Source organism: Micromonospora carbonacea, from assembly GCF_014205165.1.
GTDB classification, from domain to species: domain Bacteria; phylum Actinomycetota; class Actinomycetes; order Mycobacteriales; family Micromonosporaceae; genus Micromonospora; species Micromonospora carbonacea.
The window spans coordinates 3,306,155-3,327,898 of the sequence record NZ_JACHMZ010000001.1; the positions used below are offsets into that span (position 1 = coordinate 3,306,155).

Below are 21,744 nucleotides of genomic sequence, written 5' to 3' on the forward strand. Positions count from 1 at the left end.
CGCGGCCGGTTCGCGCCGCCCCGCCGACCCCCGCCCGCTGGACCTGGCCGCCGCAACCGTCGAAGGTCACTCGGCCAGCGGACGAAGGGACGAAGCGAACAACAGCCGCTTCCCGTAGTAGGACTCAAAGACGGTACGTGCTGCCCCCCGGCCCCTGTCAACCCGCCCCCGGCCAGTCGCCCCACCCGCCCCGGCGTGTCGCGTCGGCGAGTCTCAATCCACGGCCAGGCACCGCCGCACCAACGCCCCCGCCGCCCCCGGATGATCCGCCGCCAACAACCCCGCCGCCGCCAGCACGTACTCCACGTCCACCACCGCCCGCGCCGCCCGCGGCACCGCCCACCCGCCCGCATGATCCGCCAACACCGCCCCCAACACCCCCGCACCCACCCCCGCCGGCACGTGACGCAACACACCCCCCGACCCGACCAGCAGCCGCACGTCCCGCAGATCCCGCCCCCCACGCTCCCCCGTCGCCCCACCCCGCGCGTGCCGACGCACCGCCACCGTCGCCGCCAACGCCGCGATCCGCGCGTCCACCACCCACCCCGCGCCGTCCGCCGCCACCCACCCCGGATCCGCCGCCCGCGCCCGCGCCGCCACCGCCAACGCCGCCTCCTCCGCCGCGTCGACCAGCCGCTCCTGCGCCGCCGCCCGCACCACCCCCGGCGCGCTCCACCGCACCCCCAGATCCCCCTCCACCGTGCGGGCCCGCCACAACGACCCGGCGACCTCCCGCCCCGGCCCGCCCGCCCGCTCGTCCGGCGTCAACACCGAATACACGTCCGTCGTCGCCCCACCCACGTCCACCACCAACAGGTCCCCACCGACGGCGTCGGCGAGGACCTCCACCCCCGTCAGCACCGCGTCCGGCGTCGCCGCCCGCACCAGCCGCCCGAACCGGGGCCCCCGCGACAGGCGCTTCCCACCGATCACATGCCGCAGGAACACCTCCCGGATCGCCGCCCGCGCCGACCCCGGCTCCAACACCCCGATCCGCGGCAACACGTTGTCGGCCACCGACACCGGCACCCCCGACCCCGCCAACACCGCCCGCAACTCCTCGCGCACGTCGACGTTGCCCGCCAACACCACCGGCACCCGCCACCGCGCCCGCGCCAGGCGCGTCGCGTTGTGCGTCAACACCTCCGCGTCCCCACCGTCGGTGCCACCCACCAGCAACACCACATCCGGACGCGCCGCCCGCAACGCCGCCACCTCCGCCGCACCCAACCGGCCCGCGGCCACGTGCACCACGTCCGCCCCCGCCGACAGGCCCACCCGCCGACCCGCCTGCGCCGTCACCAACGCCTCGTAGCCCACCACCGCCAGGCGCAACCCACCACCGGCCGACGAACACACGTACCACGGCACGTCACCCACACCGGCCGCCGCCGTCGCCGCCCCCACCGCCGCGTCCAACCCGAGCAGCACGTCCGAACCCACCGTCGTCGGCGACGCCCCCGCACCGACCAGCCGGCCGCCGTCCAGGTCGACCACCACCGCCTTCGTGTACGTCGAACCGACGTCGACGCAGACCGCCGTGCTCACGCCACCGGCGGCACGACCACCGTGCCGGTCGCCGTCACCGCCACGATCGGCTCGGCCAACACCTCCGCGGCCGACCCACCCCGGTCCGGACGCCCCCGACACACCACCCGCGCCTCGAAGTCGATCGTGCGGCTGCGCGTGCCCACCCGCGTCACCGTCGCCGCCACCTCCACCACGTCACCCGCCCGCACCGGCGCCCGGAACTGCACCTGCGAATACGACGCGAACAACCCCTCGTCCCCGTCGGTCCGGATACACACCTCCGTCGCGACGTCCCCGAACAACCCCAACGCGTACGCCCCGTCCACCAGGCTCCCCGCATAGTGGGCATGCGAATACGGCACATACCGGCGGTGCACGACGGTCAGACCGACCCGGGGATCACTCATGCCACACCCGCCTTCCTCGACGTGACCAACGCATGGACGAGATAGCTGGCCACCTCGCCCGGGGTGGTGCCCCGACCGAAGATCCGATCCACGCCCAACTCGGCGGTCATCGTCTCGTCGAACCGCGGCCCACCCACGATCAACAACGGCCGCCGCCCCGCCGGCAACGCCTCCCGGAACGCCGCCGACATCTCCCGCGTGTTGTGCAGATGCGCATCCCGCTGCGTCACCACCTGCGACACCAGCACCGCGTCGGCGCGTTCCCGCCGCGCCGCCTCCACCAGCTCCGGCACACTCACCTGCGCACCCAGGTTCGTCACCTTCAACTCCCGGTAGTACTCCAGGCCCTTCTCCCCGGCGATGCCCTTCACGTTGAGGATCGCGTCGATCCCCACCGTGTGCGCATCCGTGCCGATGCACGCGCCCACCACCGACAGCTTCCGCCGCAGCCGCCGCTTCACCACCGCGTTGACCTCCTTCGCCGACAACAGCGGGAAGTCACGCTCCACCACCTGCACCGTCGACAGGTCCACCAGGTGGTTCACCCGCCCATACACCACGAAGAACGTGAACCCGTCACCGATCGGCTTGGCGTGCACCAGCATCGCCGGATCCATGCCCATCCTGTTCGCCAGCTGCACCGCCGCGCCCTCGGCCCGCTTGTCGTGCGGCACCGGCAACGTGAACGACACCTGCACCATGCCGTCACCCGTCGTGTCCCCGTACGGCCGCACGATGCTCTTCCCACCCGTGCCGCGCCGGCCGGACACGCCCTCGCTCTCCTCGCTCATGCTGCGCTGGCCGACGCGGCCCTCGCTCCGCTCGGTGCGCTCGCTCATGCCGACAGCTCCAGGATCTCCGTCGCCGGGTTGTAGTAGTCCCCCTCATGCCGCGCCACCCCGGAAAGACCCTTCCCCCGGTCCGCCGGCCGCTTCATGATCCCGAACGTGCCCTCCGCGATCGCCGTCAACAACGACTGATCCCCGATCCGCTCCAACAGGTCCACCGCCTCACCCAGCACCCGGTTCGCCCGCTGCTGGATGAACCCACCCGACGCCGGCACGAAATCCTCGTGCAACCCACCCGCCGCACCCAACACGTACCGCACGTTCTGCAACGCGATGTCCCGGTCCGACAACCACGGCGTCACCACCGCCTCCGTCATCATCCCCACCAGCAGGATCCCCTGCCCCGTCATCGCACCCACCAGATTGAAGAACCCGTCCAACAGGTTCCCCCGGAACACGTCCCCCGTCATGTGCTTCGTCGGCGGCATCCACTTCAACGGCGCGTCCGGAAACAACTCCCGCGCCAACAACGCGTGCGCCAACTCCAGACGCAACGACTCCGGCACATCCGGATTGATCTCGAACGCGTGCCCCAGCCCCAACTGCCAGTCCGCCAAACCCGCCTCGTGCGCGAAGAACTCGTTCAACAACTGCGACACCGTCACCGTGTGCGCCTCGTCCACCGCGTCCGCAGTGGTCAGATAGTTGTCCTCACCCGTGTTGATGATGATCCCCGCCCGCGCGTGCACCTGCCGCGAAAACCGCTGGTCCACGAACGTCCGAATCGGATTGATGTCCCGGAACAAAATCCCGTACATCGAATCGTTGAGCATCATGTCCAGCCGCTCCAGGCCCGCCAACGTCGCCATCTCCGGCATACACAGACCCGACGCGTAGTTCGTCAACCGCACGTACCGACCCAACTCCCGCGACGACTCATCCAACGCCGCCCGCATCAACCGGAAGTTCTCCTGCGTCGCATACGTCCCCGCGAACCCCTCCCGCGTCGCCCCCTCCGGCACATAGTCCAACAACGACTGCCCCGTCGACCGGATCACCGCGATCACGTCCGCACCCGCCCGCGCCGCCGCCTGCGCCTGCGGAATGTCCTCGTAGATGTCACCCGTCGCCACGATCAGATAGATCCACGGCCGCCGCGCCGGATCCCCGAACCGCCTCACCAGACGATCCCGCTCCGCCCGCCGCCGATCGATGCGCCGGATCCCCGCCGCCACCGCCCGCCGCGACCCCCGCCGCGCCGCCGACGCCGCCCGCCCCGACGGCACACCGAACCGCACCGACCCCGCCGCCGCCTTCTGCGCCAACAACGTCACATCCGACACGCCCTCCCGCGCCAACGCGTCGAACACCGGCACCGCCACCCCGTGCCCCAACCCCACGTCGGCGACCACCGCGTCCACCAGACGGTTCACCCACGGAATCCCGTCCGGATCAGCACCGGACACCCCCGCGAGCCGCAACACCGCCCGCTCCACCGACACCGTCGTGTGGCTACGCGCCAGATCCACCACCGGCTGCCCGGCCCGACGCGCCAACTCCCGCGCCCGCCCCACCAGCGCCGGATCCAACCCAAGCTTGCCCGTCACGACACGCCTTCCTCGTAGATCACGTCACCCCGCAACACCGTCGCCCGACACACCGGCAACGGCGTCGGATCATCCGCACCCCGCAACTCCGGGTCCTCGGCCTGCAACACCGGCAACCCCCGGTCCACCCCCGCCGGGGTGTCCCACACCGCGAACGTCGCCGGCGCCCCCAACGCCAACACACCCTCGTTGTCCAGCTGCACCGCCCGCCACCCACCCCGGGTGTGCGCCGCGAACGCCGCCCGCACACTCATCCGCTGCACCGGATTGTGATGCGCCGCCGCCGCCCGCACCGAACCCCACGGATCCAACGGCGTCACCGGCGAATCAGACCCGAAAGCCAACGCCACCCCCACCGAATGCATCGCACCCATCGGATTCGACTCCAACGACCGCGACAACCCCAACCGCGCCTCATACATCCGACCCGCACCACCCCACAACCGGTCGAACGCCGGCTGCATCGACGCCACGATCCCGAACTCCACGAAACCCGCGATCGACCGCCGCCCCATCAACTCCGCGTGCTCCACCCGGTGCCGCCCCGCCCGCAACCGCTCCACCCCCACCCGCTCCGCCGCCCCCGCGAACCCCGCCAACACCGTCCCGATCGCCGCATCACCGATCGCGTGGAACCCGCCCTGCACCCCGTGCGCCACACAATCCAACAAGTGGTCACGCACCTGCTCCGCCGTCACGTACCCGTGCCCACACGCCCCCGGCTCCCCATCCAGGTACGCCGCCGACACGTGCGCCGTCCGCGACCCCAACGCACCGTCCGCGAACAGATCCCCACCCGCACCCACCGCACCCAACTCCCGCGCCCGCGCCGCACCCAACAACTCACCCCAGTACCCGTACACCTCCGGCACACCCCGCCCGGACACCGCCAGCAACCCCGTGAAGTCCTCCTCGTCGGAGATCTCCGGACCGCCACACTCGTGCACCGCCGCGATCCCCAACGACGCCGCCTGCGCCAGGGCCCGCCGCTGCGCCGCCACCCGCTGCGCCCGCGTCACCGACCCGAACGCCGCCGCCCGCACCACGTGATGCGCGTCCCGCCGCAACCACCCCGACGCGTCGAACCCGGCCGCCGCCGCCACCTCGGGACACGCCGCCAGCAACGCCGCCGACACCAACGCCGAATGGATCGACGCCTGCGACAGGTACACCCGCCGCCCACCCGCCGCCCGACCCAACGCCACCGCATCCGGCAACCGCGGATCGTCCCACCCCGACTCGTCCCACCCGTGCCCCAACACCACCGCGTCACCCGGCAGACCCGCCGCGAACACCGACACCGCGTCCAACAACTGCCCCCCCGACCCCACCGCCGACAGATCCAGCCCCGCCAACGCCAACCCCGTGTCCGTCGCATGCACGTGCGCGTCCACGAACGCCGGCGTCACCAACGCCCCCGCCAGATCCACCACCCGATCCGCCGCCGGCGCCTCCGCATCCACCCCCAACCAGGCGATCCGCCCGTCACGCACCAACAACGCCGTCGCACGCGGATCCGCCGGACAGTGCAGCACACCACCGCGGTACAAGATCGAGGGACTAGTCATGACGTCAGTCTGCCGCCAACCGGGCCTCGAACAGGCCGCGCACCCCAGGCTCCGACCGCAACAACCCCAACGCCAACTCCGCGTGCCCCGGCACGTACCCGTTGCCCACCAGCATCGTCACGTCCGCCGCCAACCCCTCCGCCCCCAACGCCGCCGCCGCGAAACTCGTCGCCATCGAGAAAAAGATCACCGTCCCGCCGTCCGCCGTCGCCAACACCGCCCCGTGCTCACAACCCGGCACGTCCACGCACACCACCGTCACGTCCGCCGGCACCCCCAACGCCGACGTCACCGCCGTCGACAACCCCACCGGATCCCGCGCATCCGCCAACGCCACCACATCGGCCAGCCCGGCCGCCGTCAGCGCGTCCCGCTCCGCCACCACCGGCACCACCCCGACCGTACGAGCCGCACCCGCCCGCCGCGCCGCAGCCAACGACAACGACCCGCTCTTGCCCGCCCCACCGATCACCGCCACCGACACCGGACGCGGATCACCCGCCCGCTCCCGCCGCGCCACCTGATCGGCCACCACCCGCGCCGTCAACGCCGGCGCCCCGCACACGTCCAACACGGCGAGGGACAACTCCGGGTGCAGATCCGCCGGCAACACCGCCGCGATCGACCGCGCGAACAGGATCGCCCACCCGTCACACGGCACCTGCTCGCTGCGCCCGTCCCAGCGGGCCAACCCGTCGGTGATCGTCAACGGGGTCAACGTCAGCGACACCAACGTCGCCACCCGGTCACCCACCCGCAGCCCCAGCGGCGACCGCCGGCCCGCCTCCTCCACGGTGCCGATCAGCATCCCGCCCGACCCCGTCACCGGGTTCTGCATCTTCCCCCGCGTCGCGACGATCTCCAGCACCTCGGCGCGGACCTTCCCCCCGTCCCCGCCGTGCTTCTGCCACAACTGCCGGAAACTCGCCGCGTCCAGGTTCAACCGCTCCACCCGGATCCGCACCTCGTTCGGCGCTATCGGCGCACTGGCGTCCAACCGCCACGCCGCCTGCGGCAGCACCCCCGCCGGTTCGACAACACGGTGCAGACCCACCGGTGACGTCACGCCGACCTCCCCTGTCCAGCCGCCCGAAGCCCCGCGCAGGACTCGCATCGCGGGAAAACTTACGGCAGACTAATTTCTTCGCCGGATATTTTCCAGTAGCCTACGGGCCGCCGATCATCCGCACCATGCACCGAGGAGGGGCCGTGACCCAGACCCAACCGGCTGAGACCATCCCTCAGCCCCGTCACGCCCCGGTCGCCGCACCGACCGCCGGGCAGCCCTACGAATACCGCCGCCGCCCCCTGGTCGAACCCGACTGGACCCGCTTCCCCGGCTGGCGTCACGTCACCCGCGAACAGTGGGAAAGCGCCCAGTGGCAGCGCGTCAACTGCGTCAAGAACATCAAGCAGCTGCACGCCGTCCTCGGCGACACCGTCGACGAGTCCTTCTACGCCGACCTGGAAGCCGACCAGCAGGCCCTGGCCACCATGTCCATGCTCGTGCCACCCCAGATGATCAACACCATGGTGCCGCACGCGCCGCTCACCACCGCCGCGCTCCTCGCCGACCCCATCCGGCGCTACATGATCCCCGTCGCCTCCGACCGGCGCACCGACTGGCCCTCCCACCCCTACGCCAGCCGCGACTCCCTCCACGAGCACGACATGTGGGTCGCCGAGGGCCTCACCCACCGCTACCCGACCAAGGTCCTCGCCGAGCTGCTCTCCACCTGCCCCCAGTACTGCGGGCACTGCACCCGGATGGACCTCGTCGGCAACTCCACCCCCGCCGTCGACAAGCTCAAGCTCACCCTCAAGCCCGTCGACCGCTACGACGCCCACATCACCTACCTCAAGGCCCACCCCGGCGTACGCGACGTGGTCGTCTCCGGCGGCGACGTGGCCAACGTCCCGTGGCGCAACCTCGAGTCGTACCTGATGCGGCTGCTGGAGATCGAAACCATCCGCGACATCCGCCTCGCCACCAAGGCCCTCATGGGCCTGCCCCAGCACTGGCTCCAGCCCGACGTCGTCGAGGGCCTGGAACGCGTCGCCCGCACCGCCGCCCGCCGCGGCGTCAACCTGGCCATCCACACCCACGTCAACCACGCCCAGTCGCTCACCCCGCTGGTCGCGAAGGCCGCCCAGACCGCCCTCGACGTCGGCGTACGCGACGTACGCAACCAGGGCGTCCTCATGCGCGGCGTCAACGCCACCGCCCCCGACCTGCTCGACCTCTGCTTCGCGCTCCAGGGCGAGGCGGGCATCCTGCCCTACTACTTCTACATGTGCGACATGATCCCCAACGCGGAGCACTGGCGGGTCCCGGTCTGGCACGCCCAGCAGCTCCAGCACGACATCATGGGCTACCTCCCCGGCTACGCCACCCCGCGGATCGTCTGCGACGTGCCGTTCGTCGGCAAGCGGTGGGTGCACATGCTCACCGACTACGACCGCGAGCGCGGCATCTCCTACTGGACGAAGAACTACCGCACCTCCATCGAGTCGGCCGACCTGGAGGCGCTCAACAAGCGCTACGCCTACTACGACCCGATCGACACCCTGCCCGCCGCCGGCCAGCAGTGGTGGCACGACCACCGCGACGACTGACCGGCACCCGCTCGACCGCATGGGCCCCGGCGGATGCCGGGGCCCATGCTTTTCGGTTCTGGCGTGGCGGGTCACGCCCCGTAGCGCATCCTAGGATACTAGGGTCAGAGGTTCGGATCCGGCCCGACGCCTTCCGGCGAGCAACGGCCACGGCGCGCCGCGGCGGGCGGCACGCCAGGCCATGACCAGCAGGGCCACCGCCCACAGCATGACCACGGCGGTGGAGACGGCGGCGACGGTTCCCGACGCGGCGGCCGATGCCGAGGACAGGTTGTAGGCCACATGCCAGCAGGCCGCGGCGGCGACGCCCCCGCCGGCGGCGTTGTAGACGAAGGCCAGGACCACCGCGCCGGCGACCATGCCGAGGAAGAAGCCGGGCAGCACGGCGGGGCGGAAGCCACGGAAGGTGGCCAGGATGACGAACAACGGCGCGTGCCAGACCGCCCACCCGACGGCGGTGAGCAGCGCCGCCCGGACCGGCCCGTGGCGGGCCTGGAGCTGCTCCTGGGCGAAGCCGCGCCAACCGCCCTCCTCCCCAGGCCGTTGAGCACCACCAGACCCAGGAGCATCGGCAGCGCCGCCGACGGCAACCCGCTGATCACGAACAGGTCCCGCCACGGCGGGACCGGCTGACCGGCCAGGGCGACGGCGGCCAGCCCGACGGCCAGCATGGCCAACGGACTGACGGCCAGCAGCGCCGTGCGCCAGCCGCCGCGCCAGCGCCACAGCCGCCCGACGTACCCGGCCACCGCCGCCCGGCCACCGGTCACGGCGGTGACCGTCACCGCCGCCAGCAGCGGCCCGAGCAGGCCGGGCATGTGGGTGGGCCACGGATCGCCGCCGCGCACCACACCCCCGGCGACCGCGATCGGCACCCACCAACCCCACGACAGCACGTAGGCCAGGGCGAAGAACGACGCCACCGGCCAACGCCGCACCAACCCACGCAGCTTGACGACCATGCCCCGAGTGCAGCAGCGGCCGGCCGCCCCCGGACAGGGCCGGAAGACCGCGACAGACCGGCCGACAGCCCGTGTCCGACCCGGACCCGAGCGCCTCCGGACGGGCCCGCGCCGCGGGAAACCTTCAACCCCAGCCGATTGATTGAAGGGTATCGACATCGACAGGCGCGACCGGATAGCGTGCCGTCATCCCTGACCACCGACCGGGCGGACCACCGTCCGCCGCTGTGAGGAGTGCCGTGGCCACGTCACCCGTCGCCCGCCTGCGCCGCCGAGGGCTCCTCGGCTTCCCCGCCCTCGTCGCCGCCGCGCTCACCGTCGCCCTGCGCCCCGCGCCCGCCCGGGCCGAGGCCCGCGCCGAATGCCTCGCCGACCTGATCGAGCGGTCCTGATGGCCACCGTCGGCTGGCTCGCCGACGTCCTGCGCGCCGCCGGCGTCCAGGTCGTCGAGGAGGGTGACTGGCGCAACCGGATGCGCCCCGGCGACTTCGACCCCATCGGCGTGCTGTGGCACCACACCGCCTCCACCTCCAGCGCCACCAACCCCCACCCCGCCCTGGGCATCTGCATCAACGGCCGCTCCGACCTGCCCGGGCCCCTCTGCCAGGCCCTCGTCGACTACCACGGCGTGTTCCACCTCATCTCCGCCGGCCGCGCCAACCACGCCGGCGCCAGCGGCGGCAGCGGACCCATCCCCGCCGGCGACGGCAACACCCTCATGATCGGCTGGGAGATCGACTACAACGGCGTCAGCCAGGAGATGACCCCCGCCCAGTACGAGGCGTCGCTGCGCGCCACCGTCGCCGTGCTCACCCGCCTCGGCCGGGACGCCAGCTATGCCCGGGGCCACCGCGAAACCAGCACCACCGGCAAGATCGACCCGTCCTTCATCGACCTGGACGTCATGCGCGCCGACGTCGCCGCCCGGATGAACGGCGGCACCGCCTGGAGCGCCGTCGTCGACAACGCCACCTCCGGCCGCTTCACCGCCAGCGCCAACTGGCGCGTCTCCACCTACTCCGGGCAGCGCTACGGCGCCGACTACCGCTACGCCGACCCCGTCGCGGCCAGCGACGTCGCCTGGTACCGGGTCAACGTCCCGGCCACCGGCACCTACCGCGTCGACGCCTGGTGGCCGGCCAACGCCGGATACAACAGCGCCACCCCGTACCTCGTCGCCACCACCACCGGCAACAAGACCGTGTACGTCGACCAGCGCGCCACCGGCGGCCAGTGGCGCGCCCTCGGCACGTTCGCCCTCCCCGCCGGCGACGCCAACCGGGTCGGCGTGAGCCGGTGGACCACCGGCGCCGGCCTCGTCATCGCCGACGCGATCCGCGTCACCCGGGTCTCCTAGCCCGCCCTCTCCCCCGGCCGGACGCGGGGACGACACGACGACGGCGGCCCCGGAGGCAGTCCTCCGGGGCCGCCGCGCGGTCGGTCACTTGGTGAACGCGTCGCGCACGTCCCGGCCGGCGTCCTTGACGTGCTCGCCCGCCTGACGGGCCCGCGCGTCGCTCTGCTCGGTGGCGCCCTCGGCGCGCAGGCGCTCGTTGTCCGTCATGTCGCCGACGCGCTCCTTGGCGGCGCCGGCCAGCTCCTGTGCCTTGTTCTTCGCCTTGTCGGTGAAGCTCATGTCCACTCCCTCTGCTCCGGCGGTCCGGGGCTTCACTGCCCCTGACCACAGGCATGCCCGGGTGTGGGGCAGCGGAAACCTGGGATGCGGGCGGCGTCACACGCGGCAGCGCATCCTAGGAGGCTAGGTGCCGCGTGCACGGCGGGGAACCTGGTTGACTGGGCCGATGGGAGAGATCGTCCTCGTCCGCCACGGCGAGACCGAGTGGAGCGCCAGCCGCCGGCACACCTCGTACACCGACCTGGAGCTCACCGCCGACGGCGAGCGGGAGGCCCGCGCGCTCGCCACCCCCCTCGCCGGCCGGCGGTTCGCCCTGGTGCTGGCCAGCCCGCGCCGCCGGGCGCTGCGCACCGCCGAACTGGCCGGGCTCGCCGTCACGGCGGCCGACGAGGACCTGGCCGAGTGGAACTACGGCCGGTACGAGGGCGTCACCACCGCCGACATCCACACCGGCCGCCCAGGGTGGAACATCTGGACCGACGGCTGCCCCGCCGGGGAGTCACCGGCCGAGGTGGGCGCGCGGCTCGACCGGGTGCTGGCCCGCGCCGCCGCCGCGCTCGCCGACGGCGACGTCGCCCTGGTCGGCCACGCGCACAGCCTGCGGGTGCTGGGCGCCCGGTGGATCGGCCTCCCGCCGTCCGGCGGCGGGCTGCTGCGGCTGGACACCGCCACGGTCAGCGTCCTCGGCCACGAGCACGGCCGGCGGGTCATCCTGCGGTGGAACCAGCCGCCTCCCCCACCGCCCGGGACCGCACCCGGGTCGACGGCTCCCCGCTGATCTTCGGCGGCCGGTTCTCGTACGGGGTGGACAGGACCACGGTGGTGCGGGTGGTGACGTTCGCGGCCGTGCGGATCTCCTGGAGCAGGCGCTCCAGGTCCGCCGGGGAGGCCACCCGCACCAGCAGCAGGTAGAAGTCCTCCCCCGCCACCGAGTAGCAGGAGTCGATCTCGGGCAGGTGGGCCAGCCGCTCCGGGGCGTCGTCGGGCTGCGACGGGTCGAACGGCCGGATCGCCACGAACGCGCTCAGCGGCAGGTCGACCGCCTCGAAGGAGACCCGGGCGGCGTAGCCCCGGATCACCCCGCGCTGCTCCAGCCGGCGGACCCGCTGGTGCACGGCGGACACCGACAGGCCCACCTTCTCCGCCAGGTCCGTGTACGACAGCCGCCCGTCGGCGGTCAGCGCCGCGACGATGGCCCGGTCGATCTCCTCCACGGCGTGCAACCTACCGGTAAAAGCGCTCCCACGCGACGACGCCCCCGCCCCGCGTGACGCTCGGTGCGACCCGGGTGACCTTCCGCGTCGGGCCTCAGTCCCACTGGTCCTGGTTGAGGAAGCGGGCGAAGCCGCGCCAGGAGTTGGGGCCCATCACCCCGTCGACCGGGCCGGTGTAGCCCCAGCCGGAGGCGAGCCGTTGCACGGCCTTCCAGGTGTTCACCCCGGGCACGCCGTCGATCGGCCCGGTGTAGCCGTAGCCGCGCATGGCCCGTTGCAGGGCGGCGTAGGTGTTCACCCCCGGCACGCCGTCGATCGGGCCCAGGTAGCCCGACGTGATCCGCAGCCAGTTCTGCATCCGCTTGTAGCAGATGGGCCCCGGGATGCCGTCCTGCTCGGTGGTCGTCTTGGGCAGGCCGCCGCCCGGGTTCTGGCCGACGTAGGTCAACGGGTTGATCCGCACCCCGCTCGGGTTGATCATGTGCCAGTGCAGGTGCGGGCCGGTGGAGTTGCCGGAACCGGGGGCACCGGCGGCGCCCCCGGAACGCCCCACCACCGTCCCGGCGGCGACGGCGGTGCCGTCGGACAGCAGGAACTGCGACAGGTGCAGGTACTGGCTGCGGTAGCCGTCGGAGTGGTGGATGGTCACGGTGTGCCCGCCCGTGCCGTTGTTCGGGATGTTCTGGATCGTCCCGGCGCCGCAGGCCGGCAGGTTCGTGCCGACGCCCATCCCGAAGTCGATGCCGCCGAGCGAGCCCCTGGCGAGGTGCTCCTCCCAGGTGCCGGTGATCGGGTAGCCGGCGAACGGGTTGTAGATGGCGGGCGCCGCGTGGGCCGCCCCGGGCAGGGCGACGACGCCGACGGTGAGGGCGCCGGTGGTCAGCGCCGCGCCCCGCAGCAGCGTACGGCGGCTGAGCCCGGCCTGCGGCGGCGCGGACGGGCCGCCGCAACAGCCGGACGGGTTCTCGTGATCCATGCGCGGGCCTCCGTGCGGTCGTCGACGGACCATGGCAAGCAGAGGCTAGCCACCGGATAGCCGGACATCAATCGTTGACACCGGGGGCCGGCGGTGCGGGGCCGGGCCCGCACCGCGGGCGCGCGCTCAGCCCCTGGCCAGGGCGCGGGAGATCACCAGGCGCTGGATCTGGTTGGTGCCCTCGACGATCTGGAGCACCTTCGCCTCCCGCAGGTAGCGCTCGACGGGATGGTCGGCGACGTAGCCGGCCCCGCCGAGCACCTGCACCGCGTCGATGGTCACCCGCATCGCCACGTCCGTGGCGAACAGCTTCGCCTTCGCCGCCTCGATCGAGTACGGCCGGCCGGCGTCGCGCAGCCGCGCGGCGGCCAGCGTGAGCGCGCGGGCGGCGGAGATCTGGGTGGCGTGGTCGGCCAGGATGAACCCGAGGCCCTGGAAGTCGACGATCGCCCGCCCGAACTGCCGACGCTCACGGGCGTAGCCGACCGCGTGGTCGAGGGCGGCCTGGGCCAGGCCGACGGCGCAGGCGGCGATGCCGAGGCGGCCGGAGTCCAGGGCGGACATGGCGATGGTGAAGCCGGTGCCCTCCCCGCCGATGAGGCGGTCGGCGGGCACGCGGGCGTCGTCGAGGGCGACCTGCGCCACCGGGGAGGCGTGCAGGCCCATGGTCCGCTCGGCGGCCTGCGGCACGATGCCGGGGGTGTCGCGGTCGGCGAGCAGGCAGGAGATGCCCTTCGGGCCGGGCCCGCCGGTGCGGCAGAAGATGTTGTAGAAGTCGGCCACCTGCGCGTGGGTGATCCACGCCTTGGTGCCGGTGACCACGTACGCCTCGCCGTCGCGCACGGCCCTCGTGGTCAGCGCCGCCGCGTCCGAGCCGCCCTGCGGCTCCGACAGGCAGTACGCGCCGAGCAGCTCCCCGCCGATCATGTCGGGCAGCAGCTTGCGCTGGGCGTCCGTGCCGAACTGGGCCAGGGGGTAGCAGGACAGGGTGTGCACGCTGACCGCCTCGGCGACGGCGAGCCAGCGGCTGGCAAGCACTTCCAGCACCTGCAGGTACACCTCGTAGGGCTGGGCGGCCCCGCCGTGCTCCTCGGCGTAGGGCAGGCCGAGCAGGCCGGCGCGGCCGAGGGTGCGCAGCACCTCCCGGGGGAACTCGGCGCGGGACTCGAACGCGGCGGCGCGGGGGGCGAGCTCCCGGTCGGCGAGCTCGGTGGCGAGGTCGAGCAGGTCGTGGGCCTCGTCGGTGGGCAGGATCCGGTCGACGGTCATAGCGCGCTGAGCTCCGTGGGGGTGGTGTTGAGCCGGTCTCGCCGCCCGTCGTGCGGGCGGCGTCGGGTTCCGGTGGCCGGGTCTGCCGCCGGTTCCCACCCTGTGAGCTTAACGGTCGTTTGGCCACCTGTGGGAGGCGGCGGTGTCGCGTCGAACCCGCCCGAGGCGGGCGGCGACGTCGATAGCCTGGACCCACGCCGGCACCGGAACACCGGCCGACGGGCGGGAAGGCGGAGCGATGGGCGGCGAGCGGGAGCGCGGGGCGCGGCGGCGGCGCGGGCTGTTGTGGGCCGGCATCCTCGCCGTCGCCGGGCTGGTGCTGCTGGCGGTCGGCCTCACCGTCGCCAACGGGGCCCTCGCGTGGCTGGAGGCGGCCGTCGCCCTCGTCCTGCTGGTGGCGAGCTACGCCGTGCAGCGCCTCGCCCGCCGGGAGACGCTCTACCGGCACGACGGGCCGCGCTGACCGCCGCGCCGCGCCCGGATCGTCGGACGGCTGTGCCACGCTGTCCGGCGTGGCACACCGATCCCCGATCCTGCTGATCGACGCTCCCAGCCTCTACTTCCGGGCCTACTTCGGCGTCCCCGAGTCCGCCGCGCGGGCCGCCGACGGCAGCCCCGTCAACGCGGTGCGCGGATTCCTCGACATGCTCGCCACACTGGTGCGCACCCGCCGCCCCGACCGGCTGGTCTGCGCCCTGGACCACGACTGGCGTCCCGACTGGCGGGTGGCGCTCCTGCCGTCGTACAAGGCGCACCGGGTGGCCGCGGAGGGGGGCGAGGAGGTGCCCGACACCCTCGGCCCGCAGGTGCCGGTGATCCTGGACGTGCTGGCCGCGATCGGCATCACGGCGGTCGGGGCCGCCGGCTACGAGGCCGACGACGTGCTGGGCACGCTGTCGGTGACCCAGCCCGCACCGGCGGAGGTGGTCTCCGGCGACCGGGACCTGTTCCAACTCGTCGACGACGCGCGCGGGGTGCGGCTGCTCTACGTCGGGCGGGGCGTGGCGAAGCTGGAGGACTGCGACGACGCGGCGGTGCGCGCCCGCTACGGGGTGCCCGCCGACCGGTACGCCGACTTCGCGGCCCTGCGCGGCGACCCCAGCGACGGGCTGCCCGGCGTGCCGGGCGTCGGCGAGAAGACCGCGGCCCGGCTGGTCGACCGCTACGGCGGCGTCGCCGGCATCCTCGCCGCGCTCGACGACCCCGACGCCGGGTTCGCCCCCGGCCTACGGGCCCGGCTGGACGCCGCCCGCGGCTACCTGGCCGTCGCGCCGACGGTGGTGCGGGTGGCGCTGGACGTGCCGCTGCCGGAGCTGCCCACGGCGCTGCCGCAGGCCCCGGCCGACCCGGACCGGCTGCTGGCGCTGGCCGAGCGCTGGAACCTGGCCGGCTCCTGCCGCCGCCTCGTCGACGCCCTCGCCACCCGCGACTGACCGCGCCGCGCCCGGCCTCGCCGCCAGCGACCGCGGCCCGGGCCGAGCCCCGGGTCCGGCGAGGACGGCGTGCGGCCCGGCGCGGGGTCAGCGCGGCGGGTCGACGCGGCGGGTCGGGAACGTGCTGCCGGGCCGGGCCCGGGTGCCGCGGGCGCGCAGCCCGACCGGGTCCGGGGCCGGCTGCGGATCCGGCACGCTCGCCCCGGCCGGGTCGGCCCGGCGCGCGTCGAGGTAGGCGGCGCCGGCCCGGTCCTCCTCGGTGGGGGCCGCGAGCAGGGCGTAGACCAGCCCCACCACCACGAGGATCACCGCGAGGACGATGGGCACCAGCAGGGTGCTGAAACCGGCGCCGGTGATCTCACCCTGCTGCTCGTGCAGGTGCACCGACAGGGCACTCATGCCGGTGAAGTGCATGCCGTTGACGGCGACGCCCATCACCAGCGCGGAGGCGGCGACGGCCAGGGCGCGGCGCACGGTGACGGCCAGCCACAGCGCCACGGTCGCCGCGACCACGGCGATCGCCACCGACAGGGCGACCCGCACGCCGTCGTAGCCGAGGAAACCACCGAGCCGCATCGCCGCCATCCCGGTGTAGTGCATGGCGACGACCCCGGCCCCGGTCAGCCCGCCCCCGATGCCGATGCGCAGCGCGGAGACCCGGCCGGTGCCGACGATGGCCAGGCCGATGCCGACCGCGACCACGGCGATGAGGGCGCTCGCCACGGTGACCGGCACGTCGTAGCGGATCCGGGTGCCCTCGACGGCGAAGCCGAGCATCGCCATGAAGTGCATGCTCCAGATCGCGGTGCCGCCGATCGCCCAGGCGGCGAGGGTGCCCCACCACACGCGTTGGCCGGTGGTGGCGGCGGCCCGGATGCGGCCCGCGCAGACCAGACCGAGGAACGAGCCCAGCACCGACAGCGCGTAGCTGAGCGCCGGCGTGATCCAGCCGTACTCAAAGTGATTGATCTCCGCCACGGCGGTTGTCCCCCCACCCGGTCACCGGCGCGTCGACGACGCGCCGCAGACATGATCGGGGACGCGTTGAGCTGCCGCAACAGCGCCCCCCGACCACTTCGGGGGGTGCTGTTGCGGTGACAGTCCGACGCATGGGACCCGCGTCGAAATGACGCAGGGTGACCGTCAGGCGGTGGCGTGGTAGGCGAGGACGCCCCGGTTGACGGCGGCGATGGCCTGCCGGGCCGTGGCGCGCAGCTCGGTGGAGGCGCCGCCGGAGTCGGCGACCTGACCGAGCAGGTCGACGACCTGGCGGGCCCAGCGGACGAAGTCGCCGGCCGGCATCTCGCCGTCGAGCTGGTGCCCGCTGGCGAGCACCTTGGCCAGGGCCTCGCCCCGGGCCCAACGGTAGATCGGCCAGGCGAAGCCGAGGTCGGGCTCGCGGGTCACCGCGAGGCCACGGGCGGCCTCGTCGGCCTCGATGCCGCTCCACAGGTGCAGCGTCTCGTCCACCGCGTCCGCGACGGGGCCGCGCGGCAGCGACGCCCGCTCGTCGGCGTCCCGGCGGGCCTCGAACACCACCACCGACACGGCGGCGGCCAGCTCCGCCGGGGAGAGCCCGTCCCAGACGCCCTGGCGCAGGCACTCGGCGACCAGCAGGTCGGCCTCGGTCCAGATCCGGCCGAGCATCCGCCCGGCGTCGGTCACGGCCCCATCGGCCGACAGGTAGCCGCGGGCGGTGAGCAGCGCGACGATCCGGTCGAACGTGCGGGCCAGGGAGCCGGTGCGGCCGGCGACCCGCTGGCGCAGCTCCTCGGTGTCGCGTTCGAGGCGGCGGCGCCGCTCGGCCCAGCGGGCGTGCTCCTCCCGGTCGGGGCAGGCGTGGCAGGGGTGCCGGCGCAGCTCGGTGCGGAGCTGGCTGAGCGCGTGGTCCTCGCCCGCGCCCTGCCGGGACCGGCCGCCCCGCCGGCCGCCGTGCCGGTCCAGGCCGGTGCCGCTGACCTCGGCGGCGAGGTCGCGACGGGCCGCCGGGGAACGGTGGTTGAAGTGCTTGGGCACCCGGATGCGGGCGAGCACCTCCGCCGGGGTGGTGAAGTCGCCGGGGCTGACCCGCCCGGCCCACCGGTCCTGGGTGAGCACGAGCGGACGGGGCTCGCCGAACCCGCCGGTGGCCGGGTCGAGCACCACCGCGAGGCCGGCGCGCCGGCCGGACGGCACCCGGATCACGTCGCCGACGCGCAGCCGCTCCAGCGACGCCACGGCGGCGGCCTTGCGCTGGTGCTGGCCCTGCCGGGCGATGGCGCGCTCCCGGTCGGCGATGGCCACCCGCAGGGCGAAGTACTCGTCGAAGTCGCCGTGGTGGCAGGCGGCCTCCGCGCCGTACGCGTCGATGGTCTCGGTGTTGCGCTGCACCTGCCGGGCCAGGCCGACCACCGACCGGTCGGCCTGGAACTGGGCGAACGAGCTCTCCAGCAGCGCGCGGGCGGGCTCCGCGCCGACCGTGCCGACCAGGTTGACGGCCATGTTGTAGGACGGGCGGAAGCTGGACCGCAGCGGGTAGGTGCGGGTGGAGGCCAGGCCCGCCACGTGCCGGGGGTCGGTCTCGGGCGACCAGACCACGACGGCGTGCCCCTCGACGTCGATGCCCCGGCGGCCGGCGCGCCCGGTGAGCTGGGTGTATTCGCCCGGGGTGAGGTCGACGTGGGCCTCGCCGTTGAACTTCACGAGGCGTTCGAGGACGACGCAGCGGGCCGGCATGTTGATGCCCAGCGCCAGGGTCTCGGTGGCGAAGACCGCCTTGACCAGGCCCCGGACGAACAGCTCCTCGACGACCTCCTTGAACACCGGCAGCATGCCGGCGTGGTGGGCGGCCAGGCCGCGCTCCAGGCCGTCGAGCCACTCCCAGTAGCCGAGCACCGTCAGGTCCTCGCCGGGGATGGCGGTGACCCGCGACTCGACGACCCGGCGGATCTCGGCGCGCTCCTCCGGGTTGGTGAGCCGCAGGCCGGCGGCGAGGCACTGCTGCACGGCGGCGGCGCAGCCGGCGCGGCTGAAGATGAACAGGATCGCCGGCAGCAGCCCCTCCCGGTCGAGCCGGTCCACGATGTCCGGGCGCAGCGGGCCCCGCCAGCGCGGCCCGCGCCGGCCGCCGCCCGGCCCGGCGCTGCGCCCCTCCCCCAGCTCCAGGCGGCGCACCGTCTCGCGGGTGTAGCGCAGCAGCTCCGGGTGCACGTCGTGCTTGCGGGCGGCGTCGGCGTCGTGGAAGAGGTCGAACATCCGCTTGCCGACGAGCATGTGCTGCCACAGCGGCACCGGGCGGTGCTCGCTGACCACCACGGCGGTCTCGCCGCGCACGGTGACCAGCCAGTCGGCGAACTCCTCGGCGTTGGAGACGGTCGCCGACAGCGAGACCAGGGTCACCGAGGCGGGCAGGTGGATGATCACCTCTTCCCAGACCCCGCCGCGGAACCGGTCGGCGAGGTAGTGCACCTCGTCCATGACCACGTAGGCCAGGCCCTCGAGGGTGGCCGAGCCGGCGTAGAGCATGTTGCGCAGCACCTCGGTGGTCATCACGACCACCGGGGCGTCGCCGTTGATCGCGTTGTCGCCGGTGAGCAGGCCGACGTGCTCGACGCCGTAGCGGTCGACCAGGTCGTGGTACTTCTGGTTGGACAGCGCCTTGATCGGCGTGGTGTAGAAGCACTTGCGCCGGGCGGGCGGCGGGCCGTCGCCGTCGGCCGCCGCCGGCCGCACGGGCGTGCCGCGCAGGGCCAGGTGTACGGCGAACTCGCCGACCACGGTCTTGCCGGCGCCGGTGGGGGCGCAGACCAGCACGCCGCTGCCCCGTTCCAGGGCCTGGCACGCCTCCCGCTGGAAGTCGTCGAGATCGAACCCCAGGTCAAGGGTGAACTCGTCCAGCGCCGGGAACTGTGAGGCCTGCGCGGCCCGGCGGCGCGCCGCGGCGTACCGCTCGGCGGGGCTCGACATGTCACCAAGATTAGTGCGTGCCTCCGACGACCACCGCCGCAAGGCCGTCCGACAGGGGGGTCGGGGGCGGTCGGTAGGGTGCACGGCGTGCCGGATCATGCCGAACCGACCCAGTCGACCCCACCGAGCGCCGACTCCGCCGCGGGCGTCGGGGCGTCCCGTCGGCCCGTCGAGGCGGTCCTGTTCGACTTCCACGGCACCCTCGCGCAGGTGGAGGAGCCCCACGACTGGGTGCTCGCCGCCGCGCGGGCGTGCGGGGTGGCCCTGGAGCGGGTGCGGGCCACCGCGCTGGCCGACCGGCTGCTCACCGCCGGCCGGGCCGGCGGGCCGCTGCCGGCGCGGGTGCCGCCGGCGCTGGCCGAGCTGTGGGCCGAGCGGGACCTCTACCCGCACGCGCACCGGGGCGCGTACACGGGGTTGGCGGCCACCGTGGACGCCGGGATCGACGGCCTCGCCGACGCGCTCTACGAGCGGGTGCTGCGGCCCGACGGGTGGGTGCCGTACCCGGACACCGCGCCGACCCTCGCGGCGCTGCGGTCGGCGGGGGTGAAGGTGGCGGTGGTGAGCAACATCGGCTTCGACATCCGGCCGTTCTTCGCCGCGTGGGGTCTCGACGCCCTGGTGGACGCGTTCGTCCTGTCCTACGAGGTGGGGCGCTGCAAGCCGGACCCGGCGATCTTCTGGCGGGCCTGCGGGATGCTCGGGGTGGACGCGGAGCGGGCGCTGATGGTGGGCGACACGGCGGCGGACGCCGGGGCGGTGCGGGCCGGCTGCGCGGCGCTGCTGCTGCCCGAGGCCGAGCCGGGCCGGCCCAACGGGCTGGGCTCCGTGCTCGACCTGGCCCTGCGCGGCTGATCCGTTCCCCGGCCCGGCGCGCCCCTATTCGACAGCGCGCCGGGCGGTCTCCTTTCCGCCGAATGAAACGGTCGAGAAGGCTCGAATTACCCCTGCCGTCCTACGGACGGGATCCCCGGGCGTGACATATTGCTCGACGTCGTTGGATAATGTCCGCCGCGATGAGCCGTCGCGGGTCGCGTTCAGGTGCCCCGACGCTTAGCCGAAGGGGACAATTCCGTGAAGCGGGACCACTCACCCGTGCTGCCGGGCGACGGCGACACCGACTATGCGCGTTACATGCGCGTCGACGAGCTGCTCGACCTGCAACGCACCCCGGAGCAGGTGATCTGTCGCGACGAGCTGCTCTTCCAGGTGGTCCACCAGTCGACGGAGCTGTGGCTCAAGCTCGCCGCGTCCGAGCTGCGCGAGGCCGCCGCGCGACTCGACGCCGGCGAGCCGGGCGCGGCGGAGCTGCTGCTGACCCGGGCGGCGCTCGGCGTGCGGCTGGTCACCGACCAGCTGGAGATGTTCCGCCACCTGTCCCCGGCCGACTTCCAGGCCATGCAGCCGGCGCTCGGCAACGGCTCCGGCGCAGAATCGCCTGGTTGGCGGCAGGTGCAGGCCGCCAGCCGGCGGCTCGGCCGGGCCTTCGCCGACCACCTCGCCGCCGTCGGCGTCGACGTGTCCGCGCTGCCGGGCACCGACCCCGCCGATCCGCTGCACAGGCTGGCCGAGGCCATGGTGGAGTGGGACGAACGGGTCGCGTCCTGGCGGGTGCGGCACTACCAGGTGGCCCTGCGCATCGGCGGGCACGGCCCGGCCGGCACGCCGGGCAGCCCGGCGACGATGCTCGCCCGGCTGATCGACCACCGGTTCTTCCCCGAGCTGTGGCAGCTGCGGGTGGGCGTCGCCGGCCCCGCGCCGGCCACCCCACGGCCCTGACCGGCCGCCGC

The 21,744-nt window shown here is 73.7% G+C and carries 22 protein-coding genes; 9 read left to right on the plus strand and 13 right to left on the minus strand.

The genetic code is table 11. From position 1 onward, the window contains the following. Nucleotides 1-213: 213 nt before the first annotated feature. The 6 genes from HDA31_RS14395 to kdd are packed head-to-tail and all read right to left on the minus strand — an operon-like array spanning nt 214 to nt 6,969. Nucleotides 214-1,551, minus strand: coding sequence for a glutamate mutase L (locus HDA31_RS14395; protein ID WP_178065463.1), 1,338 nt, complete (start codon nt 1,549-1,551; stop codon nt 214-216). Then, on the minus strand, nt 1,548-1,940 hold the full coding sequence (kal, locus tag HDA31_RS14400) for a 3-aminobutyryl-CoA ammonia lyase (RefSeq protein WP_074476446.1): 393 nt from the start codon (nt 1,938-1,940) through the stop codon (nt 1,548-1,550). Before kal ends, HDA31_RS14395 begins: the two co-directional genes overlap by 4 nt. After that, nucleotides 1,937-2,731, minus strand: coding sequence for a lysine 5,6-aminomutase subunit beta (gene kamE, locus HDA31_RS14405; RefSeq protein WP_178067578.1), 795 nt, complete (start codon nt 2,729-2,731; stop codon nt 1,937-1,939). Before kamE ends, kal begins: the two co-directional genes overlap by 4 nt. Nucleotides 2,732-2,775: 44 nt before the next feature. Then, nucleotides 2,776-4,335 carry a lysine 5,6-aminomutase subunit alpha gene (gene kamD / locus HDA31_RS14410; protein WP_074476447.1) on the minus strand — a complete coding sequence of 520 codons (1,560 nt, stop codon included), beginning with the start codon at nt 4,333-4,335 and terminating at the stop codon, nt 2,776-2,778. Beyond that, nucleotides 4,332-5,903, minus strand: a complete 1,572-nt coding sequence (locus tag HDA31_RS14415; RefSeq protein WP_178065464.1) for an amidohydrolase — start codon at nt 5,901-5,903, stop codon at nt 4,332-4,334. The genes kamD and HDA31_RS14415 overlap by 4 nt, the downstream gene beginning before the upstream one ends. 4 nt (nt 5,904-5,907) lie before the next feature. Next, a complete protein-coding gene (kdd, locus tag HDA31_RS14420; RefSeq protein WP_501039826.1) occupies nt 5,908-6,969 on the minus strand; it encodes an L-erythro-3,5-diaminohexanoate dehydrogenase in 1,062 nt (353 codons plus the stop codon). A 143-nt stretch (nt 6,970-7,112) separates the two neighbouring features. Here kdd and HDA31_RS14425 point away from each other — a divergent pair, with 143 nt between their 5' ends. Beyond that, nucleotides 7,113-8,519, plus strand: coding sequence for a KamA family radical SAM protein (locus HDA31_RS14425; RefSeq protein ID WP_178065466.1), 1,407 nt, complete (start codon nt 7,113-7,115; stop codon nt 8,517-8,519). Between the two features lie 90 nt (nt 8,520-8,609). Here HDA31_RS14425 and HDA31_RS14430 read toward each other — a convergent pair whose 3' ends face one another. Next, on the minus strand, nt 8,610-9,137 hold the full coding sequence (locus tag HDA31_RS14430) for a CPBP family intramembrane glutamic endopeptidase (protein WP_178065467.1): 528 nt from the start codon (nt 9,135-9,137) through the stop codon (nt 8,610-8,612). 51 nt (nt 9,138-9,188) lie between these two features. Between HDA31_RS14430 and HDA31_RS14435 the strand changes: the two genes are divergently transcribed. From HDA31_RS14435 to HDA31_RS14445, 3 genes are all read left to right on the plus strand, one after another. Then, nucleotides 9,189-9,419, plus strand: a complete 231-nt coding sequence (locus HDA31_RS14435) for a hypothetical protein (RefSeq protein ID WP_178065468.1) — start codon at nt 9,189-9,191, stop codon at nt 9,417-9,419. 301 nt (nt 9,420-9,720) lie between these two features. After that, nucleotides 9,721-9,873 carry a hypothetical protein gene (locus HDA31_RS14440; RefSeq protein WP_178065469.1) on the plus strand — a complete coding sequence of 51 codons (153 nt, stop codon included), beginning with the start codon at nt 9,721-9,723 and terminating at the stop codon, nt 9,871-9,873. After that, entirely contained in the window at nt 9,873-10,838 is a 966-nt protein-coding gene (locus HDA31_RS14445) for a golvesin C-terminal-like domain-containing protein (protein WP_178065470.1), read from the plus strand. The genes HDA31_RS14440 and HDA31_RS14445 overlap by 1 nt, the downstream gene beginning before the upstream one ends. An 84-nt stretch (nt 10,839-10,922) precedes the next feature. On the opposite strand, the gene HDA31_RS14450 is transcribed toward HDA31_RS14445, so the two are convergent. After that, nucleotides 10,923-11,117, minus strand: coding sequence for a CsbD family protein (locus HDA31_RS14450; protein ID WP_043969178.1), 195 nt, complete (start codon nt 11,115-11,117; stop codon nt 10,923-10,925). Between the two features lie 166 nt (nt 11,118-11,283). Between HDA31_RS14450 and HDA31_RS14455 the strand changes: the two genes are divergently transcribed. Then, entirely contained in the window at nt 11,284-11,895 is a 612-nt protein-coding gene (locus HDA31_RS14455) for a histidine phosphatase family protein (RefSeq protein WP_178065471.1), read from the plus strand. On the opposite strand, the gene HDA31_RS14460 is transcribed toward HDA31_RS14455, so the two are convergent. The 3 genes from HDA31_RS14460 to HDA31_RS14470 all read right to left on the minus strand — a co-directional run bounded on the left by HDA31_RS14460 (nt 11,825) and on the right by HDA31_RS14470 (nt 14,576). After that, complete coding sequence (locus tag HDA31_RS14460; protein WP_074476531.1) at nt 11,825-12,331, minus strand: Lrp/AsnC family transcriptional regulator; 507 nt, start codon at nt 12,329-12,331, stop codon at nt 11,825-11,827. The genes HDA31_RS14455 and HDA31_RS14460 overlap by 71 nt on opposite strands. A 94-nt stretch (nt 12,332-12,425) precedes the next feature. Beyond that, complete coding sequence (locus HDA31_RS14465; protein ID WP_178065472.1) at nt 12,426-13,307, minus strand: peptidoglycan-binding M23 family metallopeptidase; 882 nt, start codon at nt 13,305-13,307, stop codon at nt 12,426-12,428. Between the two features lie 126 nt (nt 13,308-13,433). After that, complete coding sequence (locus tag HDA31_RS14470; RefSeq protein WP_178065473.1) at nt 13,434-14,576, minus strand: acyl-CoA dehydrogenase family protein; 1,143 nt, start codon at nt 14,574-14,576, stop codon at nt 13,434-13,436. Nucleotides 14,577-14,814: 238 nt separating this feature from the next. On the opposite strand from HDA31_RS14470, the gene HDA31_RS14475 reads away from it, so the two are divergent. Together HDA31_RS14475 and HDA31_RS14480 are read left to right on the plus strand one after the other, a co-directional pair. Then, entirely contained in the window at nt 14,815-15,039 is a 225-nt protein-coding gene (locus HDA31_RS14475; RefSeq protein WP_178065474.1) for a hypothetical protein, read from the plus strand. 49 nt (nt 15,040-15,088) lie between these two features. Then, nucleotides 15,089-16,009, plus strand: coding sequence for a 5'-3' exonuclease (locus HDA31_RS14480; RefSeq protein WP_178065475.1), 921 nt, complete (start codon nt 15,089-15,091; stop codon nt 16,007-16,009). Nucleotides 16,010-16,096: 87 nt separating this feature from the next. Here HDA31_RS14480 and HDA31_RS14485 read toward each other — a convergent pair whose 3' ends face one another. Beyond that, nucleotides 16,097-16,987: an MHYT domain-containing protein gene (locus tag HDA31_RS14485; protein WP_178065476.1), complete on the minus strand. Its 891-nt coding sequence runs from the start codon at nt 16,985-16,987 to the stop codon at nt 16,097-16,099. Between the two features lie 165 nt (nt 16,988-17,152). Next, nucleotides 17,153-19,954, minus strand: a complete 2,802-nt coding sequence (locus tag HDA31_RS14490; RefSeq protein WP_178065477.1) for a DEAD/DEAH box helicase — start codon at nt 19,952-19,954, stop codon at nt 17,153-17,155. A gap of 180 nt (nt 19,955-20,134) precedes the next feature. Here HDA31_RS14490 and HDA31_RS14495 point away from each other — a divergent pair, with 180 nt between their 5' ends. Together HDA31_RS14495 and HDA31_RS14500 are read left to right on the plus strand one after the other, a co-directional pair. After that, the gene (locus HDA31_RS14495) at nt 20,135-20,809 is read left to right on the plus strand and encodes an HAD family hydrolase (protein ID WP_221487329.1); all 675 of its coding nucleotides are present in this window, start codon (nt 20,135-20,137) and stop codon (nt 20,807-20,809) included. Nucleotides 20,810-21,028: 219 nt separating this feature from the next. Then, complete coding sequence (locus tag HDA31_RS14500; RefSeq protein WP_178065479.1) at nt 21,029-21,733, plus strand: tryptophan 2,3-dioxygenase family protein; 705 nt, start codon at nt 21,029-21,031, stop codon at nt 21,731-21,733. The last annotated feature ends 11 nt before the right edge of the window (nt 21,734-21,744 follow it).